General features: G+C 57.7%; 16 protein-coding genes. 6 read left to right on the top strand and 10 right to left on the bottom strand.

Features of this window, described 5'->3' with window-relative positions:
* Position 1 precedes the first annotated feature (1 nt).
* The gene (locus G3T16_RS18055) at positions 2 to 1,714 is read left to right on the top strand and encodes a gamma-glutamyltransferase (protein WP_163496438.1); all 1,713 of its coding nucleotides are present in this window, start codon (positions 2 to 4) and stop codon (positions 1,712 to 1,714) included.
* A 38-nt stretch (positions 1,715 to 1,752) separates the two neighbouring features.
* Here G3T16_RS18055 and G3T16_RS18050 read toward each other — a convergent pair whose 3' ends face one another.
* From G3T16_RS18050 to G3T16_RS18030, 5 genes are all read right to left on the bottom strand, one after another.
* Positions 1,753 to 2,520 carry an alpha/beta fold hydrolase gene (locus G3T16_RS18050; protein ID WP_163496437.1) on the bottom strand — a complete coding sequence of 256 codons (768 nt, stop codon included), beginning with the start codon at positions 2,518 to 2,520 and terminating at the stop codon, positions 1,753 to 1,755.
* Entirely contained in the window at positions 2,517 to 3,020 is a 504-nt protein-coding gene (locus G3T16_RS18045) for a hypothetical protein (protein ID WP_163496436.1), read from the bottom strand. The genes G3T16_RS18050 and G3T16_RS18045 overlap by 4 nt, the downstream gene beginning before the upstream one ends.
* A 94-nt stretch (positions 3,021 to 3,114) precedes the next feature.
* Positions 3,115 to 3,948 carry a M55 family metallopeptidase gene (locus G3T16_RS18040; RefSeq protein WP_163496435.1) on the bottom strand — a complete coding sequence of 278 codons (834 nt, stop codon included), beginning with the start codon at positions 3,946 to 3,948 and terminating at the stop codon, positions 3,115 to 3,117.
* Between the two features lie 55 nt (positions 3,949 to 4,003).
* Positions 4,004 to 5,005: a TonB-dependent receptor gene (locus G3T16_RS18035; RefSeq protein WP_163496434.1), complete on the bottom strand. Its 1,002-nt coding sequence runs from the start codon at positions 5,003 to 5,005 to the stop codon at positions 4,004 to 4,006.
* Entirely contained in the window at positions 4,960 to 6,006 is a 1,047-nt protein-coding gene (locus G3T16_RS18030) for a TonB-dependent receptor (RefSeq protein ID WP_163496433.1), read from the bottom strand. Before G3T16_RS18030 ends, G3T16_RS18035 begins: the two co-directional genes overlap by 46 nt.
* Positions 6,007 to 6,496: 490 nt before the next feature.
* On the opposite strand from G3T16_RS18030, the gene G3T16_RS18025 reads away from it, so the two are divergent.
* Positions 6,497 to 7,495: a helix-turn-helix transcriptional regulator gene (locus tag G3T16_RS18025; RefSeq protein WP_197911738.1), complete on the top strand. Its 999-nt coding sequence runs from the start codon at positions 6,497 to 6,499 to the stop codon at positions 7,493 to 7,495.
* A gap of 661 nt (positions 7,496 to 8,156) precedes the next feature.
* Here G3T16_RS18025 and G3T16_RS18020 read toward each other — a convergent pair.
* The 3 genes from G3T16_RS18020 to amaB form a co-directional block, all read right to left on the bottom strand.
* Complete coding sequence (locus tag G3T16_RS18020; protein WP_232059402.1) at positions 8,157 to 9,023, bottom strand: LysR substrate-binding domain-containing protein; 867 nt, start codon at positions 9,021 to 9,023, stop codon at positions 8,157 to 8,159.
* Between the two features lie 431 nt (positions 9,024 to 9,454).
* On the bottom strand, positions 9,455 to 10,858 hold the full coding sequence (locus tag G3T16_RS18015; RefSeq protein WP_163496430.1) for a pyridoxal phosphate-dependent decarboxylase family protein: 1,404 nt from the start codon (positions 10,856 to 10,858) through the stop codon (positions 9,455 to 9,457).
* A 13-nt stretch (positions 10,859 to 10,871) separates the two neighbouring features.
* A complete protein-coding gene (gene amaB, locus G3T16_RS18010) occupies positions 10,872 to 12,194 on the bottom strand; it encodes an L-piperidine-6-carboxylate dehydrogenase (RefSeq protein ID WP_269473243.1) in 1,323 nt (440 codons plus the stop codon).
* A 481-nt stretch (positions 12,195 to 12,675) separates the two neighbouring features.
* Here amaB and G3T16_RS22615 point away from each other — a divergent pair, with 481 nt between their 5' ends.
* The 4 genes from G3T16_RS22615 (at position 12,676) to G3T16_RS17995 (ending at position 15,858) form a co-directional block, all read left to right on the top strand.
* A complete protein-coding gene (locus tag G3T16_RS22615; RefSeq protein ID WP_197911737.1) occupies positions 12,676 to 12,981 on the top strand; it encodes an NAD(P)/FAD-dependent oxidoreductase in 306 nt (101 codons plus the stop codon).
* Positions 12,912 to 13,958: an NAD(P)/FAD-dependent oxidoreductase gene (locus tag G3T16_RS18005; protein ID WP_197912056.1), complete on the top strand. Its 1,047-nt coding sequence runs from the start codon at positions 12,912 to 12,914 to the stop codon at positions 13,956 to 13,958. Before G3T16_RS22615 ends, G3T16_RS18005 begins: the two co-directional genes overlap by 70 nt.
* Positions 13,959 to 14,591: 633 nt before the next feature.
* A complete protein-coding gene (locus tag G3T16_RS21300) occupies positions 14,592 to 14,942 on the top strand; it encodes a formyltetrahydrofolate deformylase (protein ID WP_197911736.1) in 351 nt (116 codons plus the stop codon).
* A 163-nt stretch (positions 14,943 to 15,105) separates the two neighbouring features.
* Positions 15,106 to 15,858 (top strand): nitrilase-related carbon-nitrogen hydrolase, encoded by a 753-nt coding sequence (locus G3T16_RS17995; protein WP_197911735.1) that lies wholly within the window; start codon positions 15,106 to 15,108, stop codon positions 15,856 to 15,858.
* An 865-nt stretch (positions 15,859 to 16,723) separates the two neighbouring features.
* Here G3T16_RS17995 and G3T16_RS22610 read toward each other — a convergent pair.
* Both G3T16_RS22610 and G3T16_RS22605 read right to left on the bottom strand, forming a co-directional pair.
* Positions 16,724 to 18,406, bottom strand: coding sequence for a S9 family peptidase (locus G3T16_RS22610; protein WP_269473316.1), 1,683 nt, complete (start codon positions 18,404 to 18,406; stop codon positions 16,724 to 16,726).
* Positions 18,301 to 19,104, bottom strand: coding sequence for a DPP IV N-terminal domain-containing protein (locus G3T16_RS22605; protein WP_163496428.1), 804 nt, complete (start codon positions 19,102 to 19,104; stop codon positions 18,301 to 18,303). The genes G3T16_RS22610 and G3T16_RS22605 overlap by 106 nt, the downstream gene beginning before the upstream one ends.
* Between the last annotated feature and the right edge of the window lie 14 nt (positions 19,105 to 19,118).

Genomic DNA, 19,118 nt, shown 5'->3' with positions numbered 1-19,118 from the left:
CATGACTCTTGCTCCATCTGACTGGCCCGAAACCGATCGCAAACGCTTCTGGAGCGTTCAGCAGGCAGCTCTGCCTGGCAACCCGGCGGCAAAGGGGAAGGGGGGTGCGGTCTCGACCGCGCTCAACGGCTTCGGCGCACGCGTTGGCGAGGAGGCACTCCGCCAGGGCGGTTCGGCTGTCGACGCTGTGATGAGCGCAGCGCTCGCGCAGATTGTGCTCGGCGGCGGTGCAGTGATCAGCTTTTTCGGCATCCTTGCCCTGATCCACTATGATGCGGAAAGTGGTGAGATTACATCGCTCAATGCCGGCTGGAATACCGTCCTGGCCGAGGACGATGCGCTTTCGATTCCCGGCAAGCTAAATCCCGCTGGGGACGGCATCGCCAACATGATACTTGGCGGTGAACCCTCGGGCCGCACGGCAATGGTAGGTGGCTTTATGCGCGGGCTCGAAGCGGCACATCGCCGCTTCGGCAAGTTGCCCTTCGCGCGACTGTTCGATGCAGCCATTGAGCTGGCGGAGGATGGCTTTATAGTTTCGGCTGGACTGGCGCGCTATATCGACGTTCGCAAGACAGAACTCGCCCGTCTTCCCGAAACGCGGTCGGTCTTCCTCAAGCAGGATGGAAAACCTTATATAGAAGGCGACCATTTCCGCCAGCCTGCGCTCGCCGAGACCCTCCGTCGCGTCGCCGATGAGGGTGCGGACTATATGTACACGGGGAACTGGGCGGCACGCTGCGTAGAAGCCATCCAGCGCGACGGCGGCAAAATGACGCTCGAGGATCTCGCCGCCTACCAACCGGTCTGGTCTCCGCCCGCAACGATCGAACGAGACGGTTACCTGCTCGCTTTCCCGGGCGAGCCCTGCGAGGGATCCATCAATCTGATCGAGTCGCTCAATCTTGCCGAGGCCGCAGGCATCAAACAGCTCGGTCACTGGTCGTGCTCGTCCGAAGGAATGGTTCGGCTCGCCAAATGCTGTTCAGCAATGGGCGGCATGCGCTACGACAGCGAAGAAGAGCAGCAGCGCGCCTTTCCCGGCCTCAATATGAGCCATGCCGCGCGGGTGACGCGCGAGCATGCGCGCGAGCTCTGGTCGCGCCTCGAAGATCAGGCTCCGATCCGCTTCATTCCCAAAAGCACGCATTCGGACGTGGTGGTCGCTGTCGACGCGGACGGCAACATGGCCGCGCTCTGCCACTCAATCAACTGCCTGATCTGGGGCCAGACCGCGATCATGGTGGATGGCGTATCGATCGGCGATCCGGCCGCCTATATGCAGTCGATGGTCGCCGCTACGCCGCGCGGCACGCAGCTGCCCAACCCAATGGAGGTGGGGTTGATACTGAAGGACGGGCAGCCCGACATTGCCTGGTCTTCGATGGGCGTTGGCCTGCATTACCAGGCCACCCAGTCCCTGCTGAACATCATCGACTTCGGCATGACGCTTGAGGAAGCGGCAGATGCGCCGCGGCTGCTGCTGCCGATCTCACCGGACGGCAGGCAACGCGAGTTGATTCTGCGTGTCGTAGACGGCGAGTTTCCGGAAGAGGTGCTTGCGGGCAGCGGTCTGGAGTTCAAGGCCCTTCCTCCCGCAGAAGCGCGCTTCGCGCAGGGGCTATGGGTCGCCGTGCGGCGCGATCCGGAAAGTCACGAGCTAACCGCGATCTCTCCGAGCTACACCAATGGCCAGGCAACAGCGATACCTTGACGGGGTGCCGGTAGAGACGCGGCAGAACGCGTCAAATGTCATGCGGATATCAGCGACTCGCGAAAGAAGTTGTGCACCGCTGGTAATGACACCGCGGCTTGTATGGCCGTGATATGATCCTCACCCTCCAGCCACTTCACCTGCCACCCCATGGATTTGAGCTCCTGCTCGACCTGGCGGAGATTGGCCGCAATCGGCGAATCGATGCCCTGACTGGGTACACCCTGATCTTCCGTTCCGGTGAACACCATTCGGGGCATTTTGAGCTTCGCCACCTCTTCGCGTTCGGGCCATTGAACGAGACTCGAGTAAAAGCCGACAGAGGACCAAAGCAGCTTTGGATCGACGTCCCATCCGGCTGGCGGCGTCGAGGCCATGCGGCTGGTGATTTCCACCATCTGCTGGAATGGCGCGTTGAGCGGCGGAAAACCGCCGACGATGAGCGCCGAAACGCGGTCACTGCGACAGGCAACCTGAACGCCCATCGCACCGCCATAACTGTAGCCGACCCAGCCGAAGCTCTCCACGCCGGCCGCGTCAGCAATGCGCGCATATTCTTCAGCCGCCACGTCAGGCGTGAAATTCAGGCCAAGCGGATTTTCGGTGCGACCGAAACCTCTTGGATAATCCGCGGCGATGAGGAAAAATTCGCCCTTCAAGCTGTCAATCCATTTCTGGGTATCGTCCGTTTCTTTTCGTCCAAAAGATGCGTAGAAATGCGGGCCTAGAAATATGGCCGGACATAGCGGATCGCCATAGGTTTCAAACCAGATTTCCGTCCCATCGGCGACTGTCAGGCTTTTCACAACCTTCCTTCCCGTGATGTTTCTCCGTCACAGAGACCTGGCGCCTTCGCTTCAAGGACTTTGCGATACTCGTCCACCGCAGCTTCCAGCCCTTCTTGCGTCATTGCAGCGTACTCGTCCCTTGATTTCGGCCCCGCGCCTTCGGGATACGTCGCGATAGCGATCACGCCGATGGTGAGATACCAGCCACCTTCGGCCCGCTCGATCCGGTGATCGAGCCAGGCGCTGGACCCCCATTCCGGCGCCTCTATTTTCAGCAAAAACCGTTCCTCTGGAACGCATCTTATGACGGTTTCGGTACGGATCATCTCGCCCATGCCTTTGTCCATAACCGTGCGTACTTGGGCGCACTCGTCGGGCCAGACAGCAAACAGCGGCTCATACGACTTAAGGTTAGGCCGACGGGCGAGCTCCGCCACTGCCTGCCAAATCTCTTCCCGCCGGGCGGCGATCTTTCCGACCGCTTCGGCCTGAATTTCGAGGGTGATCTGCTCAATCATTGGGGTTAAGCTTCTCCTTGTTATCGCACGATGGACAGTTCGGCTGCGCCAGGGGAAACCGGTTGCCGATACCTACATCGTTTTTCCTGATGTTTCAGAATGGCGTTTGGCCGTTTGGTTGATAGAGTACAGCGAAGGCAATGAACCGTATGGCGTCGGGCATCGCTGAAAACTCGGCCCTCACGGTCCACGCATCGAGGCGTTCGATCCAGGGTAGATAGCCGAGCAATTCGGGCGCCACCTGGCTGGTCATTTCCAGATCGACCACGAACGGAGAGGCCAGCTTGAACGGCTCGGATGAAGTCCGGAGGAATGCGTCGGCAGCTGCTTGCTTCAGTACACGGCATGTTTGTGCGGGCGGCAGAGCCATCTGTGACCTGAAACCGAAAGAGGCCTTGGTCGCGATCATCCCCGCATTGGGGGCGTAGCGCCTTGCGTCTTCGAGCGTGCTATCGTCGCCCGATATGAAGAGAACCGGCTTGTCGAAGGCGCCGGCGAGCGCGGCATTGAAATAACCTTCAGATGCAACCTCGCCATTCAACTTGACCGATCTAAATGCCGCACCCGAAAAACTGTGGGCGAGAATACTGTCGGCCGTACCGGCCGACGCATGATATCCCACGAAGGCGCAGGCCTCTACGCCGGGATCGTCGATCATCTCCATTTGCATGAACGGGCGCGGCCACGACCGGATCAGGCGAATGTTATCTGCAAGCAGATCGGGATCGAGGTTCTGGGCGTTGCCGTGGCCATCAGAAGCGACCACTTCGTCATAGCCGGCTTCAAACGCGGCTTCCGCCACCGCGTTAAGCTCGCCTGTCATCCATTTCCGGTAGGCTGGATATTCCCACCCGGAGGGCATTAATGATGTTGCTGAAGCAACTCCCGCAATGCCCTCCATATCGAGAGAGATCAGTAATCTGCGCATTGGATATTCCTTGCGTGGTAGACCTTGTGGATCGCCCTCCCGGGAGGGCTGCGGTTCAGTAGTTGGTGCGCAAAAGCAGGCCGATTGTCCGGGGCTGAGGTATGGTTGTGTTGAAGTCCGTGGAACTGATAGCTGCCTGGGTGTAGCCACTTTCGTCGAGCAGGTTCTCCGCAGTCAGATAGGTGCCCCAGCGATTTCCCTCGACGCCAATGCGCGCGTTGAGGATCGATTGGGGGTCCGATTCACCGGTAAAGCCCTGTGTACTCAAATATCGTCGTGCGCCCTGTTGCAGTTCGGTGAAGCCGAAAAAGTTAAGGCCTCCCGACAATGGCGCCGTATAGGTTGCCGATGCAGTGAGTGTATATCTGGGGACGTTGAAGATCCGGTCGCCCTTGTTGAACGCTGTCGGCACCGTGCTGTCGAGCTTCGATTCATTGACATTGCCGCTGATTGCCAGGTTCAGGCCCCTGACCGGCCGATAGGAAACGGCGAGTTCAGCCCCCAGGGAGTGGGCCTCCCCGGCGTTGACCAGCGCACCGACGATTCCACCCGCAGTAATCGCAACCTGGAGATCCTTCCAGTCATTGTAGTAAAGCGCACCTTCCATCGTCAGCTTGCCGTTCATCAAAATGCTTTTGTTCCCGATTTCATAGCTCCAGAGTGTTTCCGGGTCGATCTGCGTCGGCACGTCGATGCCGGACAGGTTGGCGACGAAGAGCGCACTGGCGGGCTGGTTCTGCCCGGACCGAAAGCCCTTGGAAACCGTGCCGTAGAAATGCGAATTGTCGTTCAAATGCCACGACAGGGTGAACTTCGGATTGAGCGTGTGGTAGGAGCCTTCCACCCTGGCGAGCGGCGGGATCCCCACCACGACGGCATCCTGTGTTCGCCTGTCATGGAAATAGCGCAGGCCAGCCGTCGCTTCGAGAACATCGAAGCGATAGCCGCCCTCACCGAACACCGCCCAGGCCTTGCTCTTGTCGCGCTGGCTGCTCTCGGAAAGCCCAGGTATTACCTGAGCACTATCTTCGGTGCCGTCTTGATAATAGCCGCCCACGGTCCACCGAGACGGTCCGGTCCCGAGGAAACCAGCCGGACTTCCTGAGCAAAGGTCTTTGCCTCAATATCCCCCTCGACCGGCACGAAAAGGCCGTCACCCAAATCAAATGGCGTCACATTGGGAAGATCAAGGGTGAGATAGGATGTCGCGCTGACGATATTGAAGCTGGGCATTTCTTTCTCGATCACACTGCTAAGGATCCGGATTTTGTTGGAAGTCGGACTGGGGATCGGAAGAGTCGAGACACGGCTGGGCCGTGCATAGGATAAATTGTCGCGCTCCGTTTCCAGGGACCAAGCCGAAAGAGTAATCTGGAGATCTTCAGTCGGGGCGAGCGCTATCTTGCCGCGCAAGGTCGTGTTCTCGACATCGTCAATATCCTCCCCCAGCGGGGAATCCACGAATCCTCCGCTTTTGTAATGAGTGGCAGCGAGGCGTATTCCCATCCGATCCTCGACAATCGGTACGTTGAGGGCACCCTTCACTTCCCATACCTGATCGCCATCCTTGATGAATCCGACGCCGGCCTCGCCTTTGGCCTCAAACTGGCTGAGGCTGGGGTTCTTGGTGAGCGTGCGGATCGTTCCGCCGATCGAATTGGCGCCGTAAAGTGTTCCCTGCGGCCCCCGCAGCACCTCAACGCGCTCGAGATCCCATGCGCGAATTTCGGGTAATGCTGTATTGAAATTGAAGGAGAACGGTATTTCGTCGAGATAGTAGCCTACAGTCGCTGCACCATACAGAGACGAGACACCGCGCACCTGAACTTGCGTGGTCCCTGCCGAGCCGCCGGTGACCGAAACACCGGGGGCACGCTGAAGCAGCTCGGAAATATTGCCATAGCCCTTGTCCTCGATTTCCTCGCCGGTAACGGCCGTGATTGCTATGGGCACGTTTATCAGTCGCTCTTCACGCTTCTGTGCGGTGACGAGGATCTCATCGATAATGAATGAATCACCTCGCGACACGCTGTCAGCGTCAGCGTCGACGCCCAGCACGCCTGTATTGGGCCCTTGACCCGTCTGCGCATGAACGGGTGTTACAGCGAGGGCTGCCGCAAGGAGGAGGGATATTTGCGCAGTCCTTACTACCGATCTAGTTCTGTAGTGCATATTCTTCCCCTAGTGATCCGGCGCGCTACTAGTTCTGTGTCTGGTGCCACAACGCCGGATATTGACTGTAAAGTGTACACAGAACTGCTTTCGATTTTCGCTAAAAGACTTTCGACCGTCGCCAAATAAGCTTCAGTACGCGGGCGATATTTTTAATGTGGTTATCTGGGACAGGAAATAGACGATCACACAAAGATCAAAAACTGCCTCTAAGCCACATGGCAATTTCCGCCCCACTGGCACCTTGACAGTTTGAAATACAGGCGTACATTATCTTGCTATGGCAATACTCTCAAACAAACGGTCCCGGATCGGCCTTCATACCATTCCGACGCGGCGTTTTCCGCCTCCGGGGGAACATACCAGACACTTCGTTGTGTCCTATGCACTCCAGGACTACACCTTTGACCCAGCACGGGGTGCGGAGGAGCTGCTGGACGCTTTCGTGCCGATGACCGACCGCCACCATTATCGTCTGGATGTGAAGGGACCCTGCGGGAGCGGTAGATACGAGTTTTGTGGCTTAGCCGATGGCTTTTTCGTTACCTTCGGTGATGGTAATTTGAACAGGCCCCAGTCGGGATATTTATCGTGTCCCGATATGCTGCAGATTTACGTCGCCAGCCGCGGCGACGGCGAATATCTGTTCTCCGGCGGGGATCAACTGAGCCTGGAAGCACCCAGTACGGTCATCGTCATCGAGCCCGCCGGCGAGCCCGCCACCGAAGTGACCCTCTCCGGCTGCGCCCGATATGTCTGCGTCGCCGTGCATCGCGAGGCGCTGGAGGCACTGTTTTGTGGTAGCGAATATGAGCTGCCCGTTGTGCTCCAGGAGTTTTTAGAGGGCAAGCTGGATTACACGGTAGCACGCGCCCTGCCGTTGAGTACCGCCCTGCTTCGCTGTCTTGATGACTTGCATACCTGTTCATTGGAGGGACGTCGGCGACGCCTGTTCGTTCATTCCAAGACGGTCGAGATTGTGTGTCATATCCTTCAGGCACTGGAACATGCCGATGGTTTTGGGTCTCCTGAAGCCACGATATTGACAGCGCGGGGTGTCCTGAAGGCGCAACGCCTTCTCATGACAAACTTCGCTACGCCACCTTCGCTGGAGAGTCTCGCACATGAAGTGGGACTTAGCCGAAGTGGTTTGTGCACCGGTTTTCGCCAAATTCTAGGCCAGTCGGTATTCGACTACATTCAGCAATTACGCATGGAACAGGCATTGGCGATGCTCAACAAACGCGACGCATCGATATCCCAGATAGCTTACGCTGTGGGCTACGCTCGCCCCTCAAGTTTCTCGGTGGCGGTACAGCGCCATTTTGGCGCAAGCCCTACGGCACTTCGTCGTCGTATTCTATCGACGAAGTAAGTAGCCCCGAAAAAATCGGCGCTTTAGTTTTGTGGGCGTTCAAAATGGTAATTATGGAGTCTTCGGCTCCTTGCCCCCTTTAAAGGGGGCTAGTACTGTCATACTAACCACAACTGATCTACCCGTTTGTCTTCATGTTCCTGGTGCGGGATGTATTCTTAAATGACTTGGTCATCCCGACCAACTGTCGATGAGGGGTATGCAGTTCGATGTACTCAAATTCCATGCAGCGATATTGGATTATGGCGCCATGCCTCTCCCGCGACTCGAGCAGCACGTGAAGACTGTATTGAACAAGTAGATATAACTTTCATTCCTGGCGGGCAAGAAGTGAACCCATGAAAAGACAAAGCTATCCCATCGCGACGACACTGACGCGGCCTCGCCCCTCTTTGCCAATACACTGTCCGGTGGGAAGTGGCACTCTCTCAGCGACCGGGCGCGCCCCTGACACCGCCGCGAATATCGGTGCTCGTCGACGGACAGGGCGGCGATGTCACGCGCAAGCTGGGTGTCCAGGAAGGAGGCAAAAAGCAAGGCGATGATGTGTCAATTACCAGGCCAATAACATCCAGCTTAAATTATTTCGAATACTACATTCCTGCGTTCACTTTCAACCGCAAGGTTTCAAGGCATTATTCTTTAACCAGGCCGCTCACATCTATTCAACCACTCCAAGACATGCCTTCCCTATGAGCCAGTCATAGAATTTGATAAGAATTTCCAGCTGGCCCGTGCCACTTGACCAAACAAAACTATAGGAGCCTTCGCTTTCTATGTGCATATTCAAGGGGGACACTAATGAGCCTTCCTCAAGTTCTTGCAATATCAGTAGCTCCGGCACAAGCGCCAGCCCCATACCATACTGAGCAGCATTGATAGCGATATCAAACTGATTGGTCATTATTCCCGTCAAGAAATCAAACTCTACATCCATAAACCGCAACCAACGCTCCCATGCGTCCGGCCTGCTCGTCACATGCAGGAGGGGGATATCCAAAATCGCTTGCGTAGAATCTATCGGATATTTCTTCAAAAATCCCGCTGAGCATACAGGGACCAGTTTTTCCTTCATCAAAAACCTAGCTTCAGCATGACTCAAGCGAGTGTCTCCAAAACATATGGCAGCGTCGATATTTTCCTTGCGAAGGTCAAAGGGCTCTGTAATCGCGTTTAAATTTACTTTCACATTCGGGTTTAGCTCAAGAAACTCAGATAATTGGGGGACAAGCCAACGCGCCCCCAATGAAGCATCAACCGCCAGATTGAGTGTGCTCTTTACAGGGCTGGCTCTCAAGTTTATTGATGCTGTGGCAATCAGGGAAAGTGCATCCCGTATACTGCTTGCGTACCGTTCGCCTGCCTCGGTGACACGGACGCTTCCTCGATCCCGAATAAACAGATTATGTTCCAGCTGGGATTCAAGACATTTGATCTGCCTGCTTACTGCACTTTGGCTCAAGCACAGCTCCTCAGCCGCTGCAGAAAAGCTGCCCCTCCTCGCAGCCGCCTCAAATACGCTGAGCATGCTGATGGAAGGAAGAAATCGTCTGGGCACTCGCATTTTCAAGCCTGCCGCAACTTGGAGTTGATATATGAACTACTCGAGAAGGCGGTTCGGGAATTATCCCGGACCAGCTAAATCCTACGCAAGACGTCCGCAACTTTTATAATGTTATCCTTACCTTTCATACTGCGGACGTTTTTCTATCATTTGCCTTCTCAAGAGGACTTCCTGAACTAAAGACCAATATCGAGTACTTTATAGGACCTGCTTAGTTCATTCAGGAGCTGTAATTAGTCCCTGATCATCATTATAAGTCGAAGGGATTATTCATCGAGCACGGCAAACATGTCAAGTGATTTGCCTGCGTACTCAGTGGCAGGGCGCTAGCTCCTATAATTCAGCCTACCCAAAGTGTGCACACCAGTAGAATGAGGTTCGCTTTGAAGATCTATTTATGTATTGTTGAGCCGGTCAATGGTTTCCCGGATATCGTCCCGCGTCGTCAGTGGATTGATGGTACAGAGTCGAAGCACGGTGCGATCCTTGAGGGAAGTGGAAGACACGCAGGCAAACCCGCTCTCTGCCAAATCCCGGGCACGGCGTTTGTGGTCCTCGCCGGATCCCCGCCGCAATGCAAAACAGACCACGCCGATCTGTGCCGGGGTCACCACTTCCCACTTGTCAGGCTGTTGCCGCAGGTAGTCCTCGGCGTACTCGGCCAGTGCAATGCCGGCGGCAATCGCCTCGCGAAACCGGGCTACGCCATAGGTACGCAAACTCATCCAGAGCTTCAGCGCACGCGAGCGCCGGGTCAATTCAAGGCCGCGATTGCGAAAATCCACTTCGCCCGCACCGGCCTCCACATCCTTCAGGTACTCGGGGTTCATATTGAAACAGTGCTCGAGCGCCCCTTTGCGAATCAACAGGCAGCCCGCGTCATAGGGCTGGAACAACCACTTGTGCGGGTCCAGCACCAGCGAGTCGGCGCGCTCCATACCGCGCAGGTAATCGCGCCCGGACGCCGTGAGCGCCGCCGGGGCACCGTAGGCACCATCGATATGAAACCACAGGTTTTCCCGGACACAGATATCAGCCAGTTCCGGCAGCGGATCGACAGTACCGGCGTTGGTGGTCCCAGCGGTACCGATCACCATGAACGGCTTGTGGCCCGCCTGTCTGTCCCCGGCAATGGCCGTGAGTAGCGCGTCAAGCGGTATTTTGAGCTGCTCGTCGCTTGCCAGAATACGAATATGTTCCGGCGGGAAACCCAGTTCCTTCAGTGCTCGCGGCAGCGACGAATGGGCCTGGTCGCTCAGGTACACGACGCCCGTGCCATGGCTGGCACGCGCGGCGGCAAAAGCGGTGAGGTTGGCGATGGAACCGCCGCTGACCAGAACGCCCTCGGTGCCCTCGGGCATGCCCATCAACTGGCGCAACCATTCGATCACCACCAGCTCGATGGTAGCGGGACCGGAGCCGCCCGCCCAGGACGCAGCCATGCTGTTGAACCCGGTACCCAGCCACTCCCCCAGCACGGCGGCGAAGGAGCTGGGGCCTGGCACCCGGGCAAAGTAGCGGGGATGGTCGCCCTGCTGTTGATGGGGCAGGGCTATCTCGGCCAACAGCGCGAGAGACTCCTGGGCATTCGACGGCTGTTCGGGCAGCGGGCCGCCCAGCGCCTGCCTGAGCTGGTCGGCCCGTCCGGTCAGGATCGCGGCCTCGCCGGCTTTGCCCGCCAGCCGGTCGACCACCATATCCACCACCTGGTAACCCAGGCGGCGCATCTCCCCGGCCTCCAACCCGAGAGTGTCGGCGGGGTAGCCGGCCCCGCCCTCGCTCACCTTGTCAGCCGTCATCGACTTTCCTCTTTCAGATATCGAACTCGATGCCCTGGGCCAGTGGCAGCTCTGTGGAGTAGTTCACCGTGGAAGTGGCGCGGCGCATATAGCCCTTCCAGGCATCAGAGCCGGACTCGCGACCGCCACCGGTTTCCTTCTCCCCACCAAAGGCGCCACCGATTTCCGCACCACTGGTACCGATGTTGACATTGGCAATGCCGCAGTCACCGCCGGCGGCGGATAGAAAGGTTTCCGCCTCGCGCATATCATTGGTGAAAATGGCGGAGGACAATCCCTGGGGTACATCGTTTTGCAGCGCAATCGCCTCGTGCAGGTCGGTATAGGGATAGACATAGAGAATCGGCGCGAATGTCTCCTCCTGTACCGTTTGCCTGGATGCCGGCATTTCGGCAATCGCGGGCCGGACATAATAGGCATCGGGATACTCATCGGCCAGGACCCGCTCACCACCGATCACCTCGCCGCCCGCCATTGCCTGCAACGCAGCTTGCATACTGTCGTAGGCGGCCCTGTCAATGAGCGGCCCTACCAGTGTCCCGGCGTCCAGCGGGTTGCCAATCCTGACACCCTGATAGGCCTTTTTCAGGGCCGGCATCAGCTCGTCATAGATGGATTTGTGCACCAGCAGGCGCCGCGTGCTGGTGCAGCGCTGTCCGGCGGTGCCCACGGCACCAAACAGGATCGCGCGCAACGCCATATCGAGGTCGGCCGTGGGACAGACAATAATGGCATTGTTGCCACCGAGCTCCAGGATCGAGCGGCCGAAGCGCTCGGCCATCATCGGGCCCACCTTGCGGCCCATCGCGGTACTGCCGGTGGCGCTGATCACCGGTACCCGTTTGTCAGCGACCAATTGGGCACCGATGGCGGCATCGCCGATCAACACCTGGGACAGACCCTCCGGTATACCGCCGACGTCCCTGACGGCATCGTCAAACAGCTGCTGGCAGGCGAGTGCCGTCAACGGTGTTTTCTCAGAGGGCTTCCAGATGACACTGTTACCGCAGACCACGGCCAGGGCGGCATTCCAGCTCCACACCGCGACGGGGAAGTTGAATGCCGAAATAATACCCACCGGCCCAACGGGGTGCCAGGTTTCACTCATGCGATGGCCCGGGCGCTCGGAGGCGATAGTCAATCCGTGGAGCTGGCGGGACAGGCCCACAGCAAGATCACAGATGTCGATCATTTCCTGCACTTCACCGAGACCTTCCTGATAGATCTTGCCGCACTCGAAGGTGACCAGCGCGCCCAGAGCCTCTTTGTGCTCCCGGAGTTTATTGCCCAGCACGCGAACCAATTCGCCGCGCTTGGGGCGGGCACCATTTTCCACTGCGCAAAGGCGGCACGAGACCTGGCGATGACGGCATCCGCCTCGGCGGTGGAGTGGGTCTTCACGCGGCCGATCTCGCGGCCGTCAATTGGGCTGGAGACACTCAGGTCACCTTGATTCAATGTGCTGATGTCCAGTCCGAGACTGTCTATTACGTCTGTCAGTTTCACTTTTCAGGCACCTCTGAATGACTTCTGGAAAATTCACCCCATCACCCGTCACAAAGCTGTGAGGTTCTCGTGGAGCCGTGTCAGTGGAGCACAGCTGCGACGGAGCTGTAAAATGACTATTGCTCACAACGATATGACTTATCCAGCATGACCGCCAGTGCCTGCCACACCACGGAGCCCTGTTTCACTTCCTGATCATCCATGAGATTTTGTCACAATCTTGTACCAAATCCACGCTAGCGCTCGGTCGCTCTACGATGCAATACTCGCCCGCCATCCGAAGATGATAAACATTTACCAGGGAGTCAGATGTGAGCAAGCGCGCGCCCTCAAGCAACCTCTGGCGCAATACGGCCCGGAAAGCCCTCGGCTATACTGCGCTGAATGAAGATCAGGCTGTGGACACGGTCGTGATCGGAGGCGGCTATACGGGTGTAACGGCGGCTCTGGAACTGGCAGAACAAGGGCTCAATGTGACCTTGCTGGAGGCCAATGACATCGGTCACGGCGGCTCCGGCAGGAACGTCGGGCTCGTCAATGCTGGCCTCTGGATGGAGCCGGAAAAGATAGAAAAATTCTGGGTAAAACAGCGGGCGAGAAAATCCATACCCAGTTAGCCGGGGGACCCCAGCAGGTATTCTCGAATATCGACCGTTTCGGGATAGACTGTGAGCTTACCCGGACCGGCACCTTGCATTGCGCCCATTCGGCCGCAGGGCTGGCGAACCTGAAGGATCGTTTGAGACAGTACCTGGCAAGGGGATTGAATGCTGAACTGTTGAGCGGCGAAGCAACGGCGGCAAAAACCGGCATCTCCGCATATCGCGGTGCGATCTGGCAACACGGCGTGGGGACCATTCAACCACTTGCCTATATTCGCGGCCTGGCCCATGCCGCGGTGGCCGCCGGCGCCTCTGTCTACCAAGGCACGCCCGTTGTCGCAATAGAGCGAGCCGGCGGGCGCTGGCGAGTCCGCACATCAACGAATACCATCGATGCCAATGGGATTCTTTTGGCCACCAATGCCTATCACCAGGATTTGTCGATCGGCAACGCGGTGCCTCAATATACGCCCGTGCATTTCTTCCAGGCCGCTACCCGGCCACTGCCGGAGGCAATGCTGGAGCGCATCCTGCCGGAGCGCCAGGGCTGCTGGGATACGGCGCTTATCATGACCTCACTGCGACGAGACGCAGCGGGAAGATTGATCATCGGCGCGCTGGGCAATATTGAAGGTGCAACCAGCGGCATTCATTATCAATGGGCCAAACACACGTTGCACCAGATGTTTCCCTACCTGGAAGCAATCGAATTCGAACACAGTTGGCACGGGCGCATCGCTTTCTCTGCAGATCATTTACCCCATATCGTCAAATTCGGCCCCAACGCGTTGAGTATCTTTGGCTATAGTGGGCGGGGTATAGGACCTGGCAGTGTGTTTGGCAAGGCCGCTGCCGAGTATTTGCTGGGCGGCAATGAAGAGGAATTGCCGGTGAAACCCTCCACCACCTACCGCGAATATTTTACCGCAGCGAAGAGTTGCTACTATGAGTTTGGCGCCACGGCCATGCACGGACTCGCTCTATTGAACTAGTGTAGAGCATCATTCGGCTTGGAGCTTACCTCCTTGTTGGCGCGGATCACCTTCTGCAGGATGGATGGTCTGCACCGTCAAGACAAAAGGTTTGGGATTTTCATTGCGTGCACCAACATATTCCTGACAGGGACTGAGTCCCTGACATGAGAGTTATTGTCAAATCTGGTGTTCAAGGGCCTGAATCAACGTAGCATTGAGAGAGACTTCGGCCGCTTCGTAGCGGGAGAGAATGTCGATTTCGGTTTCAGCGTGGGACGACACATTCGGCCGCCTCACACCCTGTTGCGGAGAATGGCGCGATGAATGGATTGCCGCGATGGTCCCTCTTTAACTCGGTATGTCTCTACCTCGCGCATTGGCCTGCCCCCTGACTGACGTGGCGTAAAACCTAGGCCCGACGCTACGATGGGGATCGCAGTCCGTCAGCCGATGACCCTTCCATTCTAATACCAGCATCTTCGAAACGTATCGACCTACCACGAGCCGGAATTCTGAACGCGCTCGAAATGAATTTGGCGAAACGCGAAACACACGACCGAGCGGGAGATAGACGGTCCTCCGTCCAAGCATTAATATACAGTAATGCATTTATGGCCCGATTCGTCGGGTCAATCGGAGTTTACCCCCCCCATGCAGGCAGCTACGCTTCTTCGTTCGAACCTTGTCTGGGGCAATTACGGATGTCTTCCGCTTCGTCCCGATGACGAAGCATTCCTTCCCCAGCTCGAACTGCAGCGGAAGAGCGGTGTCGATGTCGCAATGATCAATATCGGCTTCAGTGAGACGGCGCGCTTCGTTACCGCGGACTTGGCTGAAGGCCCGATCACTGAGCAGGATGTGCGGCGGGTAAGCCACGCCGCCACCGCAGATGAGATGGTTGCGATCGGTCGCGAGGTCGAAGCTTCGGTGCTGTCGCGCGCGGTCGGTTGGTATGCGAAAGAACGCATTTTCACCAATGGCAATAAGGCAGTGGTGCTCTGAGCCGCCAGTCCGCTGGCCAGAGGGTTCTGATTGTGAATGCAAAGCGGGGACCAATCAGATTCTAACGGTGTTCGGCGGGCGGTGACGTAGTTTGAAATTGAGGGTTATGACTCGGCCGGTATGCCGAGTCTGATCTAAACTGACTCGACAATAGGAGAATGATATGACGGTCCTTACGATTGCTGCACTCCAAATCCAGAACCATTCCCTCGGCGTTGCAAGCGCACTAGAGCAAATTCTCGACTCCGAAAGCGAACTTTCTTCACAGCGACCTTTCTTGGTTGTTGCCCCGGAGGCTTCAATCGGGGGATATCCTAAAGGCACCGGATTTGGAACGTTTGTCGGATATCGGCTTGAAGCTGGCCGAGAGGAATTTCGCAAATATTTCAATGAATCGATTGTGGTTCCCGGTCCTGAAACAAACGAACTCGCGGGGTTCTCGAAGAGAATAGGGTGCTTTCTCACTATCGGTGTGATCGAGCGTGCACATTCAAGCTTATACTGTACTGTGTTAACATTTTCCCCAGTTGATGGTTTGGTCAACAGCCGTAGGAAATTAATACCCACGGCAGCGGAACGATTGGTTTGGGGACAAGGCGATGGATCGAAGCTATCGCCAGTTGAATCTATCTACGGCCGCCTGAATTCAGCGGTTTGTTGGGAAAATTATATGCCTCTGATGCGTGCGGCATTGTATGCAAAAGGCGTTGAGTTTTGGTGTGCTCCTACGATGGATGATCGGGATATCTGGCGCTCTAGCATGCGTCACATTGCTACGGAGGGCCGGTGCTTTTTAATAAGCGCGTGCCAGTTTCAGCCATCTCCATCTTCCCTCGGTATTAAAGTGGCATCTTGGGACGAGGATAAGCCGCTGGTCAATGGCGGAAGCATGATAGTTGGCCATTGGGTGACATAATCGCGGGCCCATTGCTTGGGAGTTCAGGTATCGTAGCTGCACAAATTGAAACTGATAATATTATGCGCGCCCGTTATGACTTTGACCCCAGCGGCCACTACTCCCGGCCCGACATCTTTGAGTTGCGAGTAAACGAGAGTGCACGGCCAGGAGTCGAGTTTTACGATGGCGTCGCATGGTCAGAACCATGATGGGCGCACTATGTGATATCCGTTCGTTGGTACTGACAAGTTAACTCTTCCAGAACTAGGAATACTAGCTCCTGATTCTCAAGCAACCGCCCTACCCCACTCAGCGAACGCACTTACCCTCAAATCCCGATAATGCGCAGCCCTGACCAGACCTTGCGAAAACTGCGTACGTGTAGACGGTCTCCCGGCCGCTGCGCGCCTTCTCGCGTTCCGCCATATCCCTTTCGAGCACGTATGGAAGCCCCGGCTTATTCTTGTGAGTCCGCGTCGGAGAACTTATCCTCAAGGCCGTAGAGCGGATGACTCCCAGAACCTCCACTCGCGCACCTGTCTCACCTCCTTGGCCCTGGCTCAATCCACTCCGACCGGAGAGCTGTAAAATAAACGATCAAGATACAGAAACAATCAATACTGAATTGGATGCAGCTCCTTTCCGGGGACATAGGTAACAGCTTATTCTGAGGACATAGGTGATTTGGAGCCAAGGGACTGGTCCCTACTGGCTCCACCCTGTTCTCGGTCTGGTCAAAAGAGCCTGGGGCTGGAGAAAGATGCTCATCTTCTCTTCGTTACCTGTGCGCTGATTAATCTCGTCTTCCTGCCTCGTGGTTATCCCATTCGAAATTCGGGTGCTCTTGATGGTGACGCCACCATATGAAGCATTTGAAGGTCGCTCAGGGCTGCGGGCCATAAGGCGGGAACGGCGGCTCGACGCCAAGCAAGTGTTCGGTAAAATAGTCCCAGCGCCGGAGCGTGAAGTAATCGCCGCCCGACCCGAAACGGTGCGTCGTGTTGGGCAGGTAGACGAGGTCGTAACGGCGCCCTGCCTTGATGAGGGCGTCGATGAACTGCAGGGTGGTTCCGGGCAGCGCGTTTTCATCCAGTTCGCCGTGACCGATCAGAAGCGGTCCGCGCAGATTGGCCGCCAGCGGAGCGTTGCTCATGGCGCGGTAATTTGCCGGCGATGCGTCGGGACGGGGCTTGATCTCCCGTCCGTCGCCATAGTCGGGTTTCTGGAATATGCCTGACGTGCCGTACAGAGCCTCATAGATGTGCGAGCCTGCAGACGAGACCCCCACCTTGAATAAATCAGGGCGACGCAGCATAGCGCGGGTCGAAACATATCCGCCCAAGCTGTGTCCAGTAACGCCAACCTTGTCCTTATCGAGACGTGGATAAAGTACAGCGAGATGCTCCATCACGGCGGCGTGATCATCGACCATGGTGTCGCCAAAATTCATGAAGCTCTCGTCCTGGAAGGCCTGCGAGCGCAGGGGCGTGCCCCGTCCATCGACGGTGACGACGGCGAAGCCGAGTTTGGTCATCGCGAAGGAGTCATTCCAGCCCGAGGCGGTGAAACCGTGCGGGACGACAGTGGTCTGTGGGCCGCCGTACAGGTTGTCGATCACCGGCACACAGTCGCCCATGGCAGCGTCGGGCCACCAGATTGCGCCGTAGATGTCAGTCTTTCCGTCCGCGGCCTTGACCACAAAGTGCTCCGGCGGCCGCCAGCCAATGGCGGTCAGGCCTGAGATGTCAGCAGTCTCCAGCCTGGTGATCACGCCGCCGTCGGAGGTGCGACGCAACACCGTTACCGGCGGTTTAGTGGGCGTGGACCAGGTGTCGATGAAACTCGCGCCATCCGGTGAGACCTTCGAGGCGGTGTTCGAGATCCCGAAGAACAGAGCGAACGCACCAGTGGCCTGACCCGCCAGAGTATGGTCTGCATCCTCAGGTGTCAGCAGGGTCAGGCTTGAGCCGTCGAAGTTCACCCGGTAGACGCGACGGCGGTAGGGATTGCCGGCCTCGCGGCCCGACGCGGTGAAGATGATCCGGCCACGCGCTTTGTCGACGTGCAGGATGTCGCGTACCAGCCAGTCGCCATGCGTCACCGCGTTTAGCAGCTTCCCGGTCTGGAGATCGTAGCGGTAGAGGTGGCCCCACCCGCTACGCTGCGAGTACCATAGGATCTCGCGACCATCGTTGATCAGCCGCACGTTGGGGCCGTTGTACATCTCGGAGTTCAGGCCAAGAAACCCCTTGGCAGTCTCGGTCACGAGTGTGCGGACCGAACCGGTCTCGGCGTCGATCTCCTTTAGATCCAGCTCACGGTCCTTGCCCCGTAGCGCAGCATAGAAGCGCTTGCCGTCGGCGGACCAGCCGAGGACCTCGATCAGGTAGTCATTCGAGAAGCCATCCGGCAGGGCGACCGTCAGGCGCTTTCCGGTGACGGTGTCGAATACCACAGCGGTCAAAACTGGCGTCGGTTCGCCCAGCAGGCTGATGCGAGCGGTTCGCACGATCGGCCGGAAGCTGCCGTCCCGCGGCGCGCCCTGAAAGAACGGGTAGGGCTCGATCGGCCGTTCGTCAATGCGGCTGGCCACCAAATAGCGGCCGTTCGGCGACCAACTCGCGCCCCAGGGGGCAGAGGCAGTGCATGGCTCTCGTTGACGAGGGCGAGCAGCGATGCGTCCGGTAGCTTGCCCCAGGCGAAATAAGCTTCGCCGTTCGCGGTCAGGGCACTCTCGCGGCCGCTGGCGATTTCCTTGAGCCAGAGGTCGTGATCCTTGACGAACACCGCCTTGCGGCCGTCTGGCGACAGGAGTTGGCGCGGTTTCGCAGCTTGCGGCACGATGGGCTCGGCGCAGCGGTAGTCGACCAGCGTGCAGCGCACGATGTTGCCCTCGACAGTTACCTCGACCCATTGTCCTGGTTGCAGGGCGGTGACGTTGAGCCCCAAGGGCCTGAGCATGGCGTCCGCCGCCTGCGACACCGACGTCGCAAGACGGGCGTGGTCAAACGCGACACTGTTGATGCCCGAGGCTTGCACGACGCGGAACTCGCCCCCGCCCCGTAGCGCGCGGCGATACCAGAAGCCGCCGCCGTCGAGCCAATGCGGGCTGACGCTCGCATTCAGGACTAGAGATGCGAGCGCCGAAGCGGTCGAGGCCGTCGCACGGGCATAGCGCGCCGACATTTCCTCAGTGGTGGGAACAGCCTGGGCGCTTCCTGCAAGGGTGAGGCCAAGGATGCCTGCTGCTATGGTTTCGCGCATGGGGGTCCGCTCCA

It is taken from the genome of Kineobactrum salinum (assembly GCF_010669285.1).
Taxonomy (GTDB): Bacteria; Pseudomonadota; Gammaproteobacteria; order Pseudomonadales; family Halieaceae; genus Kineobactrum; species Kineobactrum salinum.
This window is presented reverse-complemented; position numbering and strand designations above follow the sequence as displayed.